A 15982-nucleotide genomic window follows, 5' to 3' on the forward strand; every position below is an offset into this window, starting at 1 on the left:
ATAAATTTCGATATCTGAATTAATGACTCTAATCGCCTTATCAACCGCTAAACCAAGAGCAGTTGCTCATTGAGGCTTCAACCTAATTCGTAATTCGTAATTAAAAAGGGTTTGTACGGATTATCCCATCACAAAGAAGGCGATCGCGCTCTTCAAGATTGTGATTGTGTTTGAGGTAATCGCCCACCCAGTCGCAACCACGAACAAGCAGATTATCAAGATCTAAATTCCACAGAATTATCGTGTTGTCAGTACTTGCTGATGCTAGTGTTTGACCATCTGGGCTAAAACTGACACTTAATACCCCGGCGCGATGCCCATTAAGACTTTTAATTAACTTGCCTTCAGGACTCCAGAGTTTCACTGTACTGTCCCAACTGGCGGCGGCGAGTAATTCACCATTGGGGCTGAAAGTCACGGCATTGACGCTATCGCTGTACCCTTTTAATAAGGTTTTTAATAACGTCCCATCCCGTCGCCACAGTTTTACGGTGTTATCCCAGCTGGCAGAAGCCAGTAACTCATCAGTGGGACTAAAACTGACACCTGTCACCCTGCTGTCATGGGGCGAGAAAGTTTTTAACAATGTACCATCCCGTTGCCAAAGTTTAACAGTTTGGTCATCACTGGCAGAGGCTAAAACTTGACTATTGTGGCTGAAGTTTACGCTATTTACCGAATCCTGATGCCCCACTAAGGTTTTGAGCAACTTACCCTCACGGTTCCAAAGTTTCACTGTTTTATCTTTGCTAGCTGATGCCAAGAACTGACCATCAGGACTGAAATTCACGCTCATCACACTATTGCTATGCCCGTGGAGAGTCATGATTAAAGTACCGTCCAACCGCCAAAGTTTCACTGTTTTGTCAAAACTTCCTGAAGCCAGCATTTCACCTTTGGGGTCAAAACTGACACTAGTAACTTCATTAGTATGCCCCACTAAAGTTTTGTAAAGTCGGGTTTTAACCTCGCCACTACTGGTGTATCGTTGCCAAAGTTTTACAGTGCGATCGCGACTACCAGAAGCTAGCATCCGGCCATCGGGACTCCAAGCAACGCTTAAAACTCGCTTCCGATGCCCTTGAAGAATAGACGGTGTTGGTGCATCTAAACTCCATAGTTTCACGCTTTTGTCGTAACTTCCTGAGGCTAGCAATTTGTTATTTGGACTAAAAGCTAAACTGACAACATAATCGCTGTGTCCTTTGAAGGTTTTGAGTAAAGTACCAGTAATACTCCAGAGGTTTATGGTTTTGTCTTCACCTGCGGAAGCTAACTTTTTACTATCGGAACTAAAGCTCAAACTCCACACTGTTTTGCTATGCTGCCGTAAAGTTTTGTAAAGACGAAAGTCAAAACCGTCTTTAGTGCTGTTACTTTCCCTTTGCCAAAGTTTCACTGTTTTATCTAGACCTGTTGACGCTAACAATTTACCGTCTGGGCTGAAAACAGCTACAGTCACACCTTTTTGATGTCCCTGCAAAGTTGTAACAAGGCTACCGTCCCGTCGCCAGATTTTCACTGTCTTGTCGTCGCTGGACGAGGCAATGAATTGACCATCAGGACTAAAGTTTACCCAGTTAACTGACCCTTGATGTCCTCTCAATATTTTTACTAAGCTACCGTCTTTGCGCCAGAGTTTTACGGTTGTATCCTTACTGCCAGTAGCTAACAATTCGCCATCAGGACTGAAATTAACGCTATAAACCCAATCACCATAACCTTTCAAGGTTTTATATGGCTTGGGGTCAAATTCACCTGTAACCGAGTTTTTGTGCCAGATTTGCACTGTTTTGTCGAGACTAGCGGAAGCTAGGGTTTGACCATCGGGGCTGAAACTCACACAATTAACAGCATCAGTGTGACCTTTGAGGGTTTGGAGTAAGGTTCCATCAGGACGCCAAAGTTTCACCGTTTGATCTAAGCTACCTGATGCTAGCAACTGACCATCCGGGCTAAAAGTTACTCCCCAGACAACATCGGTGTGGCCTTCCAATCGGTTAACCTCCGTTACCCCATAAACTGCTTGTTGCAAGGCTGTCACTACCCGCATTCGGGTATCTGGCTGCACGATCTCTGCTTGTTTAAGTCCTCTCCAAGCCCGCAAACCTTCTAATAGGGCATCAAATTCTTTATTAGAGGCAAACAAAGCTTCGCTAGCAGCAGCGATTCCACTAATTTTCAAGTTGGTTTCACTGCTTTCAGCTCGTAGAGTTTGGCGGACTGCTGCTCTTTTTTGTAAGTCGGCTTGCCACCATAACGCTGCTATTGTTCCCCCCATAATTGCTAGGATTGCACCTGCTATCCGTGCTTCCCGCAGTCGTCGTTGCAATACTAAATTAAGTCGCTTTTGACTAAGTTGTTGGGCTGCTTCGGCTCTAGTTTTTTCAAGTTTGATTTTTTCTAATTCGGCGAGCATACCATAGTTGTTCTTTTGGCGAATTGGTTCAACTAAATAATCGTGAACCAACTGGTAGCGATCGCCTAACTCTTCTCTAACTCGCAATACCAATCCTGAACCCACCAATATTTCTAAAATCAGTTCTCCAACTTTATCAAAGCTTGATATCGTATCTATATCATAATTATTAACTAATGCAGCCGCTAAATCAGCTTTAGTTTTTAAAGGTCGCGTCCCCTTTTCATCAGTTAACTCAAATAATAATTTCCAACTTAACTCTTCGTTCTCCTGACCGCAGTCTTTGATAACTTCCCCCAGCCAGCGTTCCACCAATTTTGTTGAGCCACCACAAAGCTTATATTCTGCAAGTGTCGTAATGTTTTCTATTTGTAGTTGAGCACCGACTATTTGTAATTCAATTGGATGTACTTCGTCTAGTTCTCCTGTCAAATCCTGGACTAATCGGTTAATTAATTCCTCACTTAGTTCATAATGTGAACGTTGAGTAAGACTATGAATTATGGCTTTGGCATCTCGGCTAGAGAATTTTCCTAAATAGTAGCGAATATCCTTATCAAGAATATTTTTATTAATTACTCCTAAATCATATAAACCAGTACTATTTTTCTGACTCAAACGTTCAAACTCTAATAAATGGTGTAAGTAATCTTCTCGTAATGAAAGAATAATTTTCACATAAGAAATATTTAAACATTCACTAAAAAATTTATAGAATTCTATTCTTTGTGTAGAAGGATTACTAACAAAGAAAAATTCTTCAAACTGGTCTAATATGACAACTATCGTATAATTGCGCTCACATGCTAACCGAATTCTTTCTAGTATTATGGTGGGTGTAGAGTCAATATTAACCGATATTCCTGTGTATGCTAGCGCTTGGTTGATACTGCTGCTCAAGATTGTTATCCAATCAGTATAAACAGACAAAAAAATCGGTATAGGAATGCGTTCACCGATGACTTTTCCCTTGAGTGCTGGGACTAAACCAGCTTTGAGGATAGAACTTTTACCTACACCAGATGGACCATAAATAACTGTGAGTTTGTAGTCAGCGCGGGCAATTCTTTCAATTAAGCGATTTACATCTTGTTGCCGTCCAGAAGCAGATATTTCTTGAGCAATTTCTTCAGGAATAAACGGTATTTTGTGAGATTCTAGTACTGGGTTAATTCTGGGGCGTTGTGGCTGTAATTGACTTGCTCCAATAAAGGCACGAAAGCCATACTGATGTTCTATTTTAATTTTTTCTTGCTTCAGCTTAAAGGCTTCTGTATAGTTATGACACTCAAAAAAGTAAAGCGATCGCAGTTCCTCTAAAATCTCTAAGTAAAGTAATGGCTGATGTTGTAGCTCACAAACTACCCTCGCCCATTCCAAGTTATTGATAGCTTCCTCGCACTCACTCAAATGCCGTTGTGTGCGTGCTAGCAAGAGAAGATACCAACTTTCTTGTCGTCGTCTTTGCAAAGCGTCTCGCAGAGAAACTTGTGTTACTTCTTCAGAGATAGAAAGTGCTGTATTTGCTAATTCATGAGCCAGTACCCAATTCGATTCTGAAGCCGCCACATTTGCCAAAAAACCATAATTTTGAGCAACTTGTGCGGGAGTTCCATAAGTTTGATGTAGGTCTAATGACTTTTGAGCTAATTTTTTTAAGTCATCCCAGGCTTGTAAGCGTTGCAGCATTTCACAAGCAGGCAAAATGAATTTAGCAACTAAGTCTGCTCTTTGTACCTCCTCCAATAGCTCCAAGCATTGTTTAAACCACGACAGAGCATGTTCGCAATAGCTACTAGTATTCTGGTATAAGTCTGCCATTCGGTGATAACAAAGCCCCAGGTGGAATAGTACTATTGCTTGCTTGAGTAAAGATGAGGAGGGCATAGGTTGAGGAGATGAGAGAGGCAAAGAAGAATTACTCTCCCACTCTGCTACTCTCCTCGCTTCCTGCTGCCATAATGCTAGGCTTCTTTGATAATTGGCTAAAGCACCATTAATTTGATCGTTGGCGTATTTATCTCGCCCCAACACAAATTCTAAACTAGCTTCTAATCCTGGTGTTAATTTAACGCCATATAGGCGTAGCAAATCATTACGGGCAGATTCTATTTCGTGGCGGTGTTGCGACTTAGGATCTAAATCTAGGAAGGCATTAGATAAAAATGTTTCAGCACCTGCTTCTAAAACTTTGGCAAATAGAGATTCTTCCTCTTGAGAGATCAAAGCAATTAAATCTGCTTTGGCCATTTCAAATTTAATAGTGGTTGCAGCCCAGCTTTTGAAATCAGGCGCTAATCTTGAAAGCAATGATGCTACTTCATCTTGTAGCCACAATACAACTGGAAATGGAAAAGTAGCAGCATAGATATCTCGTGCTTGGTTGATGCCTGTAAGTAAGTTTTCTAGGTCGGTAGTTGACTCAATACCGAAAACCATCACAGCAGATGGCAAAGTGTCTGTAAGGACGGCAGGATTATCTAAAGATAGTTCTGAGATTATTGTGCTATGTAAAGAAGTAGTTGATGGATTGAGAACGATTTCTCTAATATTAATTTCTTTAGTGTTCGAGCGAATATTCTCTAACATTTGCTCACGTAATCGCCCATAGTTGCATCGAACTAAAATCAGAGCAAATTGACCTTCGGAAAGTGCGATCGCTCTAATCAATCTTTGTAAAGTATGCTGATTTTCTTTGGTGTAGACGCGTAGCTGTTTGTCATTATTCATTGGATATGAAGCTGGGCATTGGATATGGGGCATTAGGCATTGGATATGGGGCATTGGTCATTAGTTCACTAACAAATGACCAATGACAAATGACAATTGACTGTTACTTGTTTTGTTGCCAAGCCAAAACTTTTTCTGTTTCTGCCAAGGCTGGACTGATGCCAAACCAGCGCCCCACAGGATCGCGATATTCAAACAAATACATACTTCTTAGTAAGCTCTGATAGTCAGACTCACCTTTAACTCTCTGCTGCTGTACTACTTCAAACAGTAATTCCCACTGGGATTCATCAATAGCTAATAGCAGATCGTCGCGGTAATCCTTAATCACGGCTTCTAAGCAGTCTCTAGAAAAAGGCGGATCTTGTCGTTGCAGGCAGCTATAAAGTAAGCCCAATAAGTTACGAATGTGACCACCGCTAACACGACATAGACGATCCAAGGTTTGGGAGTGATCGAATAATTCTGTAATTAATAACAGTCTGCTATTCAAAGGAACTTCTGGAAAAGCTCTAGCTAGAACTAACTGGCGCACTAGTGACATTCCTGGTTCATAGTCACTGCCATCTCTTTGCCGCACTAATACCATCGGTAGTACTTTTGGTGCAATCCCTCCCCCCAGACGATTTTTTAGTGTCTCATACTCATTGGAGAAAATTAACGTTAGGGGAATTGTGTAAACTAGGTGGCATTTAAGTCGGCGTAACTGTTCGCCTCGGTCAATGAAGAGATATTCTGGTTGCGATCGCCCGGATGCTAAGGGACGCATATCCACTCGATCCAAATTATCTACAATCACTACCAGTCCTTTTTGACCCCTTAGCTTTAGCTGTTCAACAGCCTTTTCTAAAATCTCTTCGTTAATCGCTTGCAAAATACTATTGGTACGTGGTTCCAGATATTGCCTCAGTTGATTCCGCATCTGGGTGCTATCTTTAGTTTTGGCGGTAATTTTGGCAATACCCAACGACAACTCCGCTTGTCCAGAAAGCTCTATGGGGCTTTGCAAAAAATCGCCTACTTCTTTAAACAAATTGGTAAAGTAACCAGGTTTGAGTTTGATGCTAATCCCTTCTAAACTGGCACTGACTTGACGGGCTACACTCAGCAAAATATCGCTGATATCAATATCTGCCATGTCTAAGTCTTGACTGGACTCAAAATAAACCACATGAAATCCTGCCAATTCTAGTTCTGTCTTAAGGCGCTGCAATTCCGTTGACTTACCGCAGCCGATATGACCCGTAAATAACTGACAGGTTGGCTCGTCAGGAGAAATCCGAATAATAGTCCGTTGCAATTCTTCGACAATCTTGCAACCACGTACATCAGCAAAATCTATGTAATATTGCCGATCTAGTACGTTACTTATATTTAGCGTGTAGCTAGGGTTACATGCTTTATAAAAACGTGACAAATTTAATGTCGTTTTCATGTATGTAGAGGTTTATTGTAGATGCAGTTTAGTTTGGATTTTTTATACAATTAATCCCTATCTAGGATGTAGACACAGGATTGACTCGCAAGGTGGTAGTGTCTTGCAAAAGACAGCACTTGTTGCCAGATTACTGTCAGTAGTATGGTAGAGATTTAATTGACCCTAATAGCGAATGGCACTAAGATAATGCAAACCCATTATCTGCAAAGCTTTTGGGTGTGGGGTGTAGGGTGTGGGGTATAGTGATGTTCGCGCCAGCGTTGCGTAGCAAAGAAATTTATTTATGTTCGCACTCATTTTTACTTTTCTTGATTTTTTCCGAACTTACACCCTACCCCCTATATCCATACCCAGCAAGGATTTCATCTTTTATTCGTACCATTCAACCCGTCAGGTCTTAAACATATCTGTCCTTTTTACACCTGCTATTGAGGTTTTGACAATCTCTCCCTTCTGTTTGACCTGCCACAAAATTATATGGCTTAGAGAGTAAGTAAAAAAAGCTACAAATTTTCATAGTTCTCAGTTTGGATAGCTGATGGGTGTGACTGGTATGAATTATAGCAAGGTATACAGAGATATAGGAATACTTATATATCATTTCACATTCTATTTGTCAAGAAAGCAAAACCCCACACATCTCAATTAATATTTTGTAATCTTTAAGGAAAAATCTTCAAAAATAACTTGTCAAAAAGACTACAGTCAGTTAAAAAAGGACACCATAAACTTTAATAGCAATAATGACTAGCGCCATAATCCTTGTGTAGTTACTGTAAAGTGTTACTAAAAATAAAAAAAGTCTTGAGGAGAGCGGCTAAAAGATGCCAGCAGTGTTTACTGAAATTAATAATGATACAAGCTTGTCAAGGAATTTAGATTGCAATCAAAAAGGGGTGTGAATGGCTGGCATAATATCAGTTTCTCGCACGCATCTAGCCCAGCGTCGTCAGAAGTTGCGTCGGCAGCGGCGGATGAGAATTATTCAAGCTATTTGGCGAACCTTTGCCATTACTGGTTTGGCGAGTGGATTGTTGTGGGTGGCAGTTCAACCGGTGTGGATGCTAAAGGCTCCCAAACAAATAGTGATGAAATCAGGTAATAAATTGCTGTCGGATCAAACAACTCAGTCATTGTTGGTGCTGTCTTACCCTCAGTCTTTGTGGCGGATTGAACCGTCAGCGATCGCTAACTCTTTGAAGAAACAGCCAACTATTGCCCAAGCGATCGTCAGACGCCGCCTATTTCCTCCTGGATTAATCATTGAAATCCAAGAACGAGTACCTGTAGCGGTAACTCAAACACGTGGCAACAAAAAAGTAACAATTGGCTTGCTAGATGCAAGTGGGGTCTGGATGCCTTTAGAAAAATATACATCACTGAATCCCACTAGAAAATTACCCAATCTCAGAGTAATTGGTTCGCCAAATCAATACTGCCTCGATTGGACTCAACTCCATGAAGCTGTGAGCCAAAGTCCCGTGAAAGTGATGGAAATTGATTGCCAAAATCCAACAAACTTAATTTTGAAAACAGAATTAGGAAATGTGCATCTCGGTGTTCCAGGCCCCCAGTTATCTGAACAAATTAAGGTACTCGCCCAAATGCGCCATTTAGCAACAAAATTTAATTCCGGTCAAATAGAGTATATTGATCTGAAAAATCCCGAATTTCCATTAGTACAAATGAACCAAAAAGACCAAAAATTAACTCCCAAAATCCCTAAAAACATTTAGCATGTTTATTATTTTGATAACTCCTAGTAAATTAAGAAGCTTTATGCTGATAAATATATTTATTATTTTCAGTTTTCCAGCAAATCGCACGAAAATCGGCATTGACTTCTAATTAAAATGAGAAGATCAATCATAAAATCTCCATTGGGAGTAACAGACCCTCAATTGTTACCCTAACATCTAATAGTAGGGTGCAAGATGTCAGACAATCTAATGATGGTCTATGGCGTGCAAAACGCCTTCTGCCCATACATTATTTGACTAAACCCAGTGCAAAAAACAGAAAGTGGCTTGAGCTTTTCATTCAGATTCAGATTCGTGAGCACAGGGCACTAATGAGAACGGTTTACACCGCCATTCAAGTGCAGAGGCAAAAAGGCTCTGACTTTGGTCTGTTGAGGACACTTCCAAAGACAGTTTACCGAAGTTTCAATCTGTAACGAAAAATGCCACCAAAAGTTGCGTAAGCATTACTTTTGGCCAATAAGTTTAGACTGCTCTGTGCTGTAATTCCTATTAGGTGACGAAATCTCTTAGGAAATCTTGATTTGTTGGTCGCACTAGTCAGGGTTCTTGTAGGATAGGCTATTGCTCCAAGAAAGTGTCCATTAAGACCACCCAAACAACAAATTAATCAGGTATAGTCTGACAAGTAAATTCTTGCTTAGTTTAACCTTAAAAATAAGTAAGTAGAAGGTAAATTTTGTGTCTAAAGTTCCAATCATCCCCAATGGTGAAACCTATTAACAATATTATTATTGAGGCAGAGAAGATACGCTGTAGTGTGTCTTTACAAATTATGCCCTCTGCTGAGAATAATGAAGAGATTAATGTCTGGTTGAAGTTATACAGGTCAGTTTTAGATAAATATAGGTATACTTCTCTAAAATTGGCTGTGCGATCGGCTGTGTTAAAAGCTTATCCCATAGCAAATTTTCGCACTGCCAATTCTGTTAGGCTTGGCAGTAGTGAAAACAATAAAGAACAACGCCATAGTATTGTGGCATTGTCAAACTAAAGTTGACTCTTAGGTGAATAACACCTGAAAAAGTCGTTTATCTACCCTTTCACAAATCCAATGACACTTGATAATAACCAAGGACTTAACTATAAAAATTCCCAATCTACGGGACAGCCGGGGTTCTCTCTGGCAGTTAACTCGACCAATCCCTTTAATAACTCTGGGCTAAACTTCGGGCAAAATCACGATAATAAGAAAATTTCTCCGGAAAATAGCCGAATTGGCGAAATTGTTCCTGGTCGGGTCGCCAACATTAAAGTGATTGGTGTCGGTGGTGGTGGTGGCAATGCTGTTAACCGTATGATCGAGTCTGATGTCTCTGGGGTAGAGTTTTGGTCAATTAACACTGATGCCCAAGCTCTTACCTTAGCTGGCGCTCCAAGTCGATTGCAAATTGGGCAGAAGCTAACACGGGGTTTAGGAGCAGGTGGTAATCCTGCTATCGGTCAAAAGGCAGCTGAGGAATCACGGGACGAAATTGCTACGGCTTTAGAGGGTGCAGATTTAGTATTTATCACTGCTGGTATGGGGGGTGGTACTGGGACAGGTGCAGCTCCAATCGTGGCAGAAGTGGCCAAAGAAATGGGCGCTCTCACTGTTGGTGTAGTCACACGTCCATTTGTTTTTGAGGGACGCCGCCGCACCAGTCAAGCAGAACAAGGTATTGAAGGACTAAAAAGTAGAGTAGATACACTGATCATTATCCCCAACAACAAACTGCTGGAAGTGATCCCCGAACAAACACCTGTGCAAGAAGCTTTTCGGTATGCAGATGATGTGCTGCGTCAAGGGGTGCAAGGTATTTCTGATATCATCACGATCCCCGGTTTGGTAAACGTTGACTTTGCTGATGTCCGAGCAGTTATGGCAGATGCGGGATCGGCATTGATGGGAATAGGTGTTAGCTCTGGAAAATCTAGAGCTAGAGAAGCTGCGATCGCAGCTATTTCTTCACCATTACTAGAGTGTTCTATTGAAGGTGCTAGAGGAGTTGTATTTAATATTACTGGTGGTACTGACCTTACTTTGCATGAAGTGAATGCAGCCGCAGAAGCAATCTATGAGGTAGTTGATCCCAACGCCAATATTATTTTTGGGGCTGTAATTGATGACAGGCTCCAAGGTGAGGTAAGAATTACTGTAATTGCCACCGGATTTACAGGTGAAGTGCAAGCTGCGGTACAACAAAGCGTGGCTAACGTTCGAGTAGCACCTAATACCTCGAAGCGTCCAACAACACAGCAACCTGCAGTTAATCCCCCAACTTCAACTCCAACTTCAACTCCAACTCCAACTCCAATTCCAGAACCAAAAGAAAAACCTGGATTAGATATACCTGATTTTCTGAGAAACCGACGTACACCAAGGAATTAAAAGATTTTGGATTTGAGATTTTAGATTAACTTAGCAGTATCAAGTCAGGCTGAATGCTGTATAAAATCTGCTACTTCCACCAGGGTTTTACCAAGGGCAGGGATAAGCAATCTTTTGCCGTACCCAATTTTGCTAATTGGTAAAAAAACTTGTCAACGCTACTTTATAGAATGAATTTGGGCAGGAGTCTACTGGCTTGCATGTCCAGCTATGCTTTCAGAACAAAACAATAGAAATACCTGCCCAACTATGGATGCATCACCGATAGCGCAGCGTTACCGAGTCTTCTCCCAGAGGGAGACGCTTTAGCGCATAGCGCAGCGTAAAGAGCCTTCTCTTCCCTGAGGGACGCACTCGCGTTCGCCAACGGCATGGCAACTCTTAGAGACGCATTTGCGTTCGCTTAGAGCGAGTCATTGAGCGTCACGAGCGTCATAGCTGGTCATAGTCATCAATACATTTACCTCTCGCAATCCCGCGATCCACTAAACTCATATTCCGTACAAGTAAATATATTTACTTAAAACAAGTAGCGTAGGCAACCAGCCCACGTAAGTGTCTGAAAGAGGTCTGTTTACTGAGAAATAGAACATTAAACAAAAAATAAATAAATGTAAACTATTTTTGGATTTCTAGTGTCTGTTCAATCCATTGAATAACCTGATGACCAAGGCAAGTACCATCTAGGCGGTCAATCTCACGAATGCCGGTAGGACTAGTGACGTTAACCTCAGTTAGGTAGCCACCGATAACGTCAATACCTACAAAAATTAAGCCGTCTTGGCGTAAGCGTTCGGCTACTTGGGTACAAATTTCATACTCTCTTGAGGTAATTTTGGTTTGAGCAACTGTACCACCAGTTGCCATATTATTGCGAAAATCAGTTCCGCTAGAGAGGCGATTGAGCGCACCAATTGGTTCGCCATTGAGCAGGATAATTCGCTTGTCTCCTTCTTTTGCCTCCGGTAAATAAGTTTGTACCATTACTGGGACTTTACCTTGGAAGGTACTGAGTTCAACAATGGAGTTAAAATTGCGATCGCCTGATTGCAAAAACAAAATTCCTTCGCCAGCTTTGTTACCCAGCGGTTTGAGAACCCCTGCTCCCTTTGCTTCCACAAATTGCCGGATAAACTGCTTATCAGCACTGACAATCGTTTCTGGAATCGCTTTGGTAAACTGGAGGGCGTACATTTTTTCATTTGCCCCTCGGATGCCACTGGGACTGTTAATCAACAGAGTTTTATTTTGGTCAATGTAATCGAGAATATAGGTGGCATATAGGTAAGAATCATTGACAGGTGGATCTGTCCGCATAAATACGGCGTCCATTGCCTCTAAAGAAGTTAAGAAGGAATCACTCAACTTATACCAAGGATTTACCGCTACCCAGCGTCCCTCCACCAAATGCACTGGTACAAGTTCGACTCGCTGTAGGACAGCCCAAGCTTTGCCCTCCACCACACTCAGCAGATTTGCCTGAGTCACCCAGACTTCGTGTCCCAGGATTTGCGCTGCTTCAATTAGGGCAACACTGGTATCATGACACGGGTCAAGTAGATGGATGGAATCAATGATAAAAGCCAGTTTCACCCTTTATACCTCAATCACCAAGAAATTAAATGGTTATTCAATTATTATCTCTTGATGCTCTCACCAATTGACGTACATGTGTACTGCTGAGTGGAACTTGGAGGGGAAAATTTTGTGGACAGATTGGTTTTGTGAGAAAGCCCGTAGACAAGGCAGCGCGTTGTTTTTCTAGAGTTGTAGCGACTGCCGTGTAATTTGCAGCGGCTTGTCGCTAGCGCAATACTTCTGAATCTATACGCTATTGCTAGAAGTTAGTAACTCATCCAGCTTGTCTTGACTATCTAAAGCGTGAATATCATCACAACCACCAATATGATCGTCATTGATGAAAATTTGCGGTACAGAGCGCCTTCCATTTGCTCTTTGAGCCATTTTATTTCTGGCTGTTTCATCTCCATCAATACTGTATTCAATAAATTCAACACCCTTGCTTTTCAGCAAACTTTTGGCACGAATGCAAAACGGGCAAGTCCTCCAAGTGTAAATTTCTACTTTTGCAGCCATGATGTCCTCAACTTGATTTAATACTTTTTAATTTTAGAGCTTTGCCACTGACTGTGGCTGCTTTATCCCTTCATAACCTAATCTAGAGAAGCCATTGATGTAAGTAGGCAAAAATAAATAAAAGTCGTGTTAAGTAATGTAAAAAATATTGATATTAGTTTGTAGTGTACCTTTTTGGGGAAGCAAGCTACGCGTAGCGTCTCTACAAACCTTTAATTATTTATAATATTGTCATTTAGCAAATTCCACATAATCCGATAAATCTTTAGTAAAGTAGAAATATCTATTATTTTCAATAGAAAATGCCGTAGTTAATAGTAACTACGGCATTTTCAACTAGAAATTAAAAATTTATTTCAGTATTTACTGAGAATCAACGGCGTATTCAATCAGCTTGGCAAGGCGCTGACGCAGGGTTTCTAATCCCAAGCGCTGACTGGCTGAAATAAATACCGCTAGGGGGAATTCTTCTCTAGCTAAAGCTAGTGTCTCACTATTGGCTTGATCAATCTTGTTAAAAACAACTAGCGCAGGACCAGGAGTTATTGGCATTTGTGCCAAAATTTCTCTGACTGAGCGAATATGACGCAACCAAGCGGGGTGAGACAAATCTACCAAATGTAGTAGGGCATCCGCTTCTGTAACTTCCTCCAAGGTGGCGCGGAAAGCATCCATTAACGATGCAGGCAGTTCGTGTATAAACCCTACCGTATCTGTAATCAGAATTTCCTGATGTTCATTTGTTTCGCCATAAGGAATCGCCAGACGACGCGTGGTGGGATCGAGAGTGGCAAATAACTGGTCGGCTGTATAAACTTCAGCATTAGTGAGAGCATTCAGCAAAGTGGACTTACCAGCGTTGGTATATCCAACCAAAGCGACTGAAGGAACTTCTTGATGCTGTCTTCGTTGCCGTAACCGGGAACGATGGGCCTGCAATTGGTTCACTTCTTTTTGCAGTCGGGAAATACGCTGCCCAATTGCACGGCGTTCAGTTTCCAGTTTGGTTTCACCAGGGCCACGAGTCCCAATACCACCACCCAATCGAGACATGGTGCGACCTCTACCAGCCAGTCGCGGTTGCATGTATTCTAACTGTGCTAGTTCTACTTGCAACTTACCGGCACGGGACTGAGCGCGTTGGGCAAAGATATCCAAGATAACTTCGGTGCGGTCAACCACCCGGATACCAATTTGCATTTCTAAGTTGCGGACTTGGGAGGGTGAGAGGTCGCGGTCGAAGACAACGAGGTTGACTCCTAGTGTTTGGGCAGTTAGGGCAATTTCTTGCACCTTACCTTCGCCAACTACGGTTTGGGGATGAACGCGCGATCGCTTTTGTTGTATTGTCTGTAATACATCTCCCCCAGCAGTATCAACTAACCGTGCCAATTCCACTAGGGTGTCTTGGAATTGTAGGGGAGTCATCTCACTGGTCATCAGCCCCACAATCAGCACGCGATCGTGGTCAGCATCTACTTCCTGGGCGATAAATTCGCGCTGGAATTCCGCTTCCAGATTTTCTACCAAGTCTACTAAATCCTGGTCTGCCAGATCGTCCAAGTCAAGAGGTGGCGATATATTCCAACTTGGGGTTTGGATTTGGCTTTCCCCTACTTTGTGAGCAGCAGGACTAGTAATCAGGGTGCGAGACTCTTGGGGTGTCAGATGAGCTAGATAAGCTTCTTTGACATACCCAGTCGCACCGCCTCCCCGCCGTGTAAATCCGGTTCCGGTAATATTTAGGACAACTAGGGCATCTAAGCGTTGCAGTGCCATCGCCGTCAGCGCCGCCTCATTGGGCGGTTCTGGCTTGAGATGGGTGGCAATACAACGAATACCACTGAGTCGTTCTGCACCGTAACGGGGCAATTCCATCGGTGGTATTTGCGTTTGACGCGGTGTGCCTACCCCGACGCGAATCACTTGTCCGCGACGGTTGATGTAGGCACACACAGGCTGATTGACTTCTGTGCTAATTGCTGCCATACGCTGGGAAAACTCAGGCGTGGTGATGCGATCGCCTGGTATGCGCTGGTGATACAGCCGCTGTAGTTGCTTCAGCTGGCTGGACTTCAGACCTTGGAGATTTCCAAAAATAGTTTCTATAGGCGTTTATGACCAGTTAAATGGCCCCCCGAATTCTTATATGTCTATTTTACAACAGGGTTTCGGCTCCTATCTCTCTCCTTTGAGGGATGCGTTAGTAATTAGTTCACGGTGGGTATTTATTTGAAGCTATTTTGGTGATACTAACTCACAAATCGAGCATTAGTTTCAAGCATTCGTTAAATCAGATATAAGTTCCTCTTCTGTGAAATCAATCATCGCTACACCATAACGGTGTAAATTAAGTCAAAAAGTTACTCTATCTATACCTGCTAATTGTGCAGCTAAACCAGAAGAAATACGTTTCATTTCAAATAGTTTAACTGCCATCGCCATTTTTGCTTCTTTTTCAAACTGTTCTCGCGTTTGCTGTAAGGCATCTGGTAAAGTTTCTGGATAGTCAATTTTAAGTTGTGACATGATTTTTATCAAGATGATTGCTTTTAATTTTCAGTCGTCATAAAGTCCTTCGTCTTCCGGTGCGTAGCCGTTCAAAAAAGCGTTATGGTTGCGGGTGCTTTCGAGTTCTTCCACATGAATTATGTTGTCATTCTCAGTTTCCCAATCTTCACCATCTAAAACTGAGAATTCTGTTGATTCAGGGTCGTTCAAAAAATCTTTGGCTGTGGCAGCTATCAAAGGTTCTAGTATTTTGTGACGTTCTGCCAAAGATAGGCTAGCAATTTCTTTGAGAGATAGCTGTTTTTGCTCTTGGGTGTTTTCTGACATTTGATTTGTGTTGCTGAAGATGAGTTGACCTTAATATCTGATAATTATCGCCACTCTTAAATCAATGCTTAAAACTAATCAGTTGCAGAAATCCTGTCACAGCCTGAGTTAATTTTTGCCATTTCAATTTTATGACGGCAATTCTCCTATTGTTCCAAGCTTGGTGGTCATCTGGTTTAAATTTCAGTGCTTGGTCGTAGGATGCGATCGCTTCTTCAGTGCGTCCTAAATTTCTTAGCGCAATGCCGCGATTGTTCCAAGCATCGTTGTAATCTGGTTTAAATTTCAGTGCTTGGTCGTAGGATGCGATCGCTTCTTCAGTGCGTCCT

The 15982-nt window shown here is 42.0% G+C and carries 10 protein-coding genes and 1 pseudogene; 3 read left to right on the top strand and 8 right to left on the bottom strand.

Annotated elements, in window-relative coordinates; genetic code table 11:
- Window positions 1-100: 100 nt before the first annotated feature.
- Complete coding sequence (locus V7K60_RS04355) at window positions 101-5149, bottom strand: nSTAND1 domain-containing NTPase (RefSeq protein WP_334923241.1); 5049 nt, start codon at window positions 5147-5149, stop codon at window positions 101-103.
- Between the two features lie 103 nt (window positions 5150-5252).
- Window positions 5253-6584: a P-loop NTPase fold protein gene (locus V7K60_RS04360; RefSeq protein WP_292778960.1), complete on the bottom strand. Its 1332-nt coding sequence runs from the start codon at window positions 6582-6584 to the stop codon at window positions 5253-5255.
- Window positions 6585-7489: 905 nt separating this feature from the next.
- Here V7K60_RS04360 and V7K60_RS04365 point away from each other — a divergent pair.
- From V7K60_RS04365 to ftsZ, 3 genes are all read left to right on the top strand, one after another.
- Complete coding sequence (locus V7K60_RS04365; protein ID WP_334923243.1) at window positions 7490-8323, top strand: cell division protein FtsQ/DivIB; 834 nt, start codon at window positions 7490-7492, stop codon at window positions 8321-8323.
- A 730-nt stretch (window positions 8324-9053) separates the two neighbouring features.
- A complete protein-coding gene (locus V7K60_RS04370) occupies window positions 9054-9341 on the top strand; it encodes a hypothetical protein (protein ID WP_334923245.1) in 288 nt (95 codons plus the stop codon).
- Window positions 9342-9401: 60 nt separating this feature from the next.
- On the top strand, window positions 9402-10718 hold the full coding sequence (gene ftsZ / locus V7K60_RS04375; protein WP_334923247.1) for a cell division protein FtsZ: 1317 nt from the start codon (window positions 9402-9404) through the stop codon (window positions 10716-10718).
- Window positions 10719-11336: 618 nt separating this feature from the next.
- On the opposite strand, the gene gshB is transcribed toward ftsZ, so the two are convergent.
- From gshB to V7K60_RS04405, 6 genes and pseudogenes are all read right to left on the bottom strand, one after another.
- Window positions 11337-12311, bottom strand: a complete 975-nt coding sequence (gshB, locus tag V7K60_RS04380) for a glutathione synthase (RefSeq protein ID WP_334923249.1) — start codon at window positions 12309-12311, stop codon at window positions 11337-11339.
- Window positions 12312-12542: 231 nt separating this feature from the next.
- The gene (grxC, locus tag V7K60_RS04385; RefSeq protein ID WP_334923251.1) at window positions 12543-12815 is read right to left on the bottom strand and encodes a glutaredoxin 3; all 273 of its coding nucleotides are present in this window, start codon (window positions 12813-12815) and stop codon (window positions 12543-12545) included.
- Between the two features lie 363 nt (window positions 12816-13178).
- Window positions 13179-14924, bottom strand: a complete 1746-nt coding sequence (hflX, locus tag V7K60_RS04390) for a GTPase HflX (protein WP_334923262.1) — start codon at window positions 14922-14924, stop codon at window positions 13179-13181.
- 168 nt (window positions 14925-15092) lie between these two features.
- Window positions 15093-15347, bottom strand: a pseudogene (locus V7K60_RS04395) (UPF0175 family protein).
- Window positions 15348-15374: 27 nt separating this feature from the next.
- Complete coding sequence (locus V7K60_RS04400; RefSeq protein WP_334923252.1) at window positions 15375-15653, bottom strand: hypothetical protein; 279 nt, start codon at window positions 15651-15653, stop codon at window positions 15375-15377.
- Window positions 15654-15714: 61 nt separating this feature from the next.
- The coding region (locus V7K60_RS04405; RefSeq protein ID WP_334923254.1) for a tetratricopeptide repeat protein at window positions 15715-15982 on the bottom strand (268 nt) is incomplete at its 5' end.

It is taken from the genome of Nostoc sp. (genome assembly GCF_036917555.1).
In the GTDB taxonomy this organism is placed as follows: domain Bacteria; phylum Cyanobacteriota; class Cyanobacteriia; order Cyanobacteriales; family Nostocaceae; genus Nostoc.

Bases quoted from the DNA above. Each gene is read 5' to 3' on its own strand.
- V7K60_RS04355 (WP_334923241.1), bottom strand. From the start codon at position 5,149: ATGAATAATGACAAACAGCTACGCGTCTACACCAAAGAAAATCAGCAT.
- V7K60_RS04360 (WP_292778960.1), bottom strand. From the start codon at position 6,584: ATGAAAACGACATTAAATTTGTCACGTTTTTATAAAGCATGTAACCCT.
- V7K60_RS04365 (WP_334923243.1), top strand. From the start codon at position 7,490: ATGGCTGGCATAATATCAGTTTCTCGCACGCATCTAGCCCAGCGTCGT.
- V7K60_RS04370 (WP_334923245.1), top strand. From the start codon at position 9,054: ATGGTGAAACCTATTAACAATATTATTATTGAGGCAGAGAAGATACGC.
- ftsZ (WP_334923247.1), top strand. From the start codon at position 9,402: ATGACACTTGATAATAACCAAGGACTTAACTATAAAAATTCCCAATCT.
- grxC (WP_334923251.1), bottom strand. From the start codon at position 12,815: ATGGCTGCAAAAGTAGAAATTTACACTTGGAGGACTTGCCCGTTTTGC.
- V7K60_RS04400 (WP_334923252.1), bottom strand. From the start codon at position 15,653: ATGTCAGAAAACACCCAAGAGCAAAAACAGCTATCTCTCAAAGAAATT.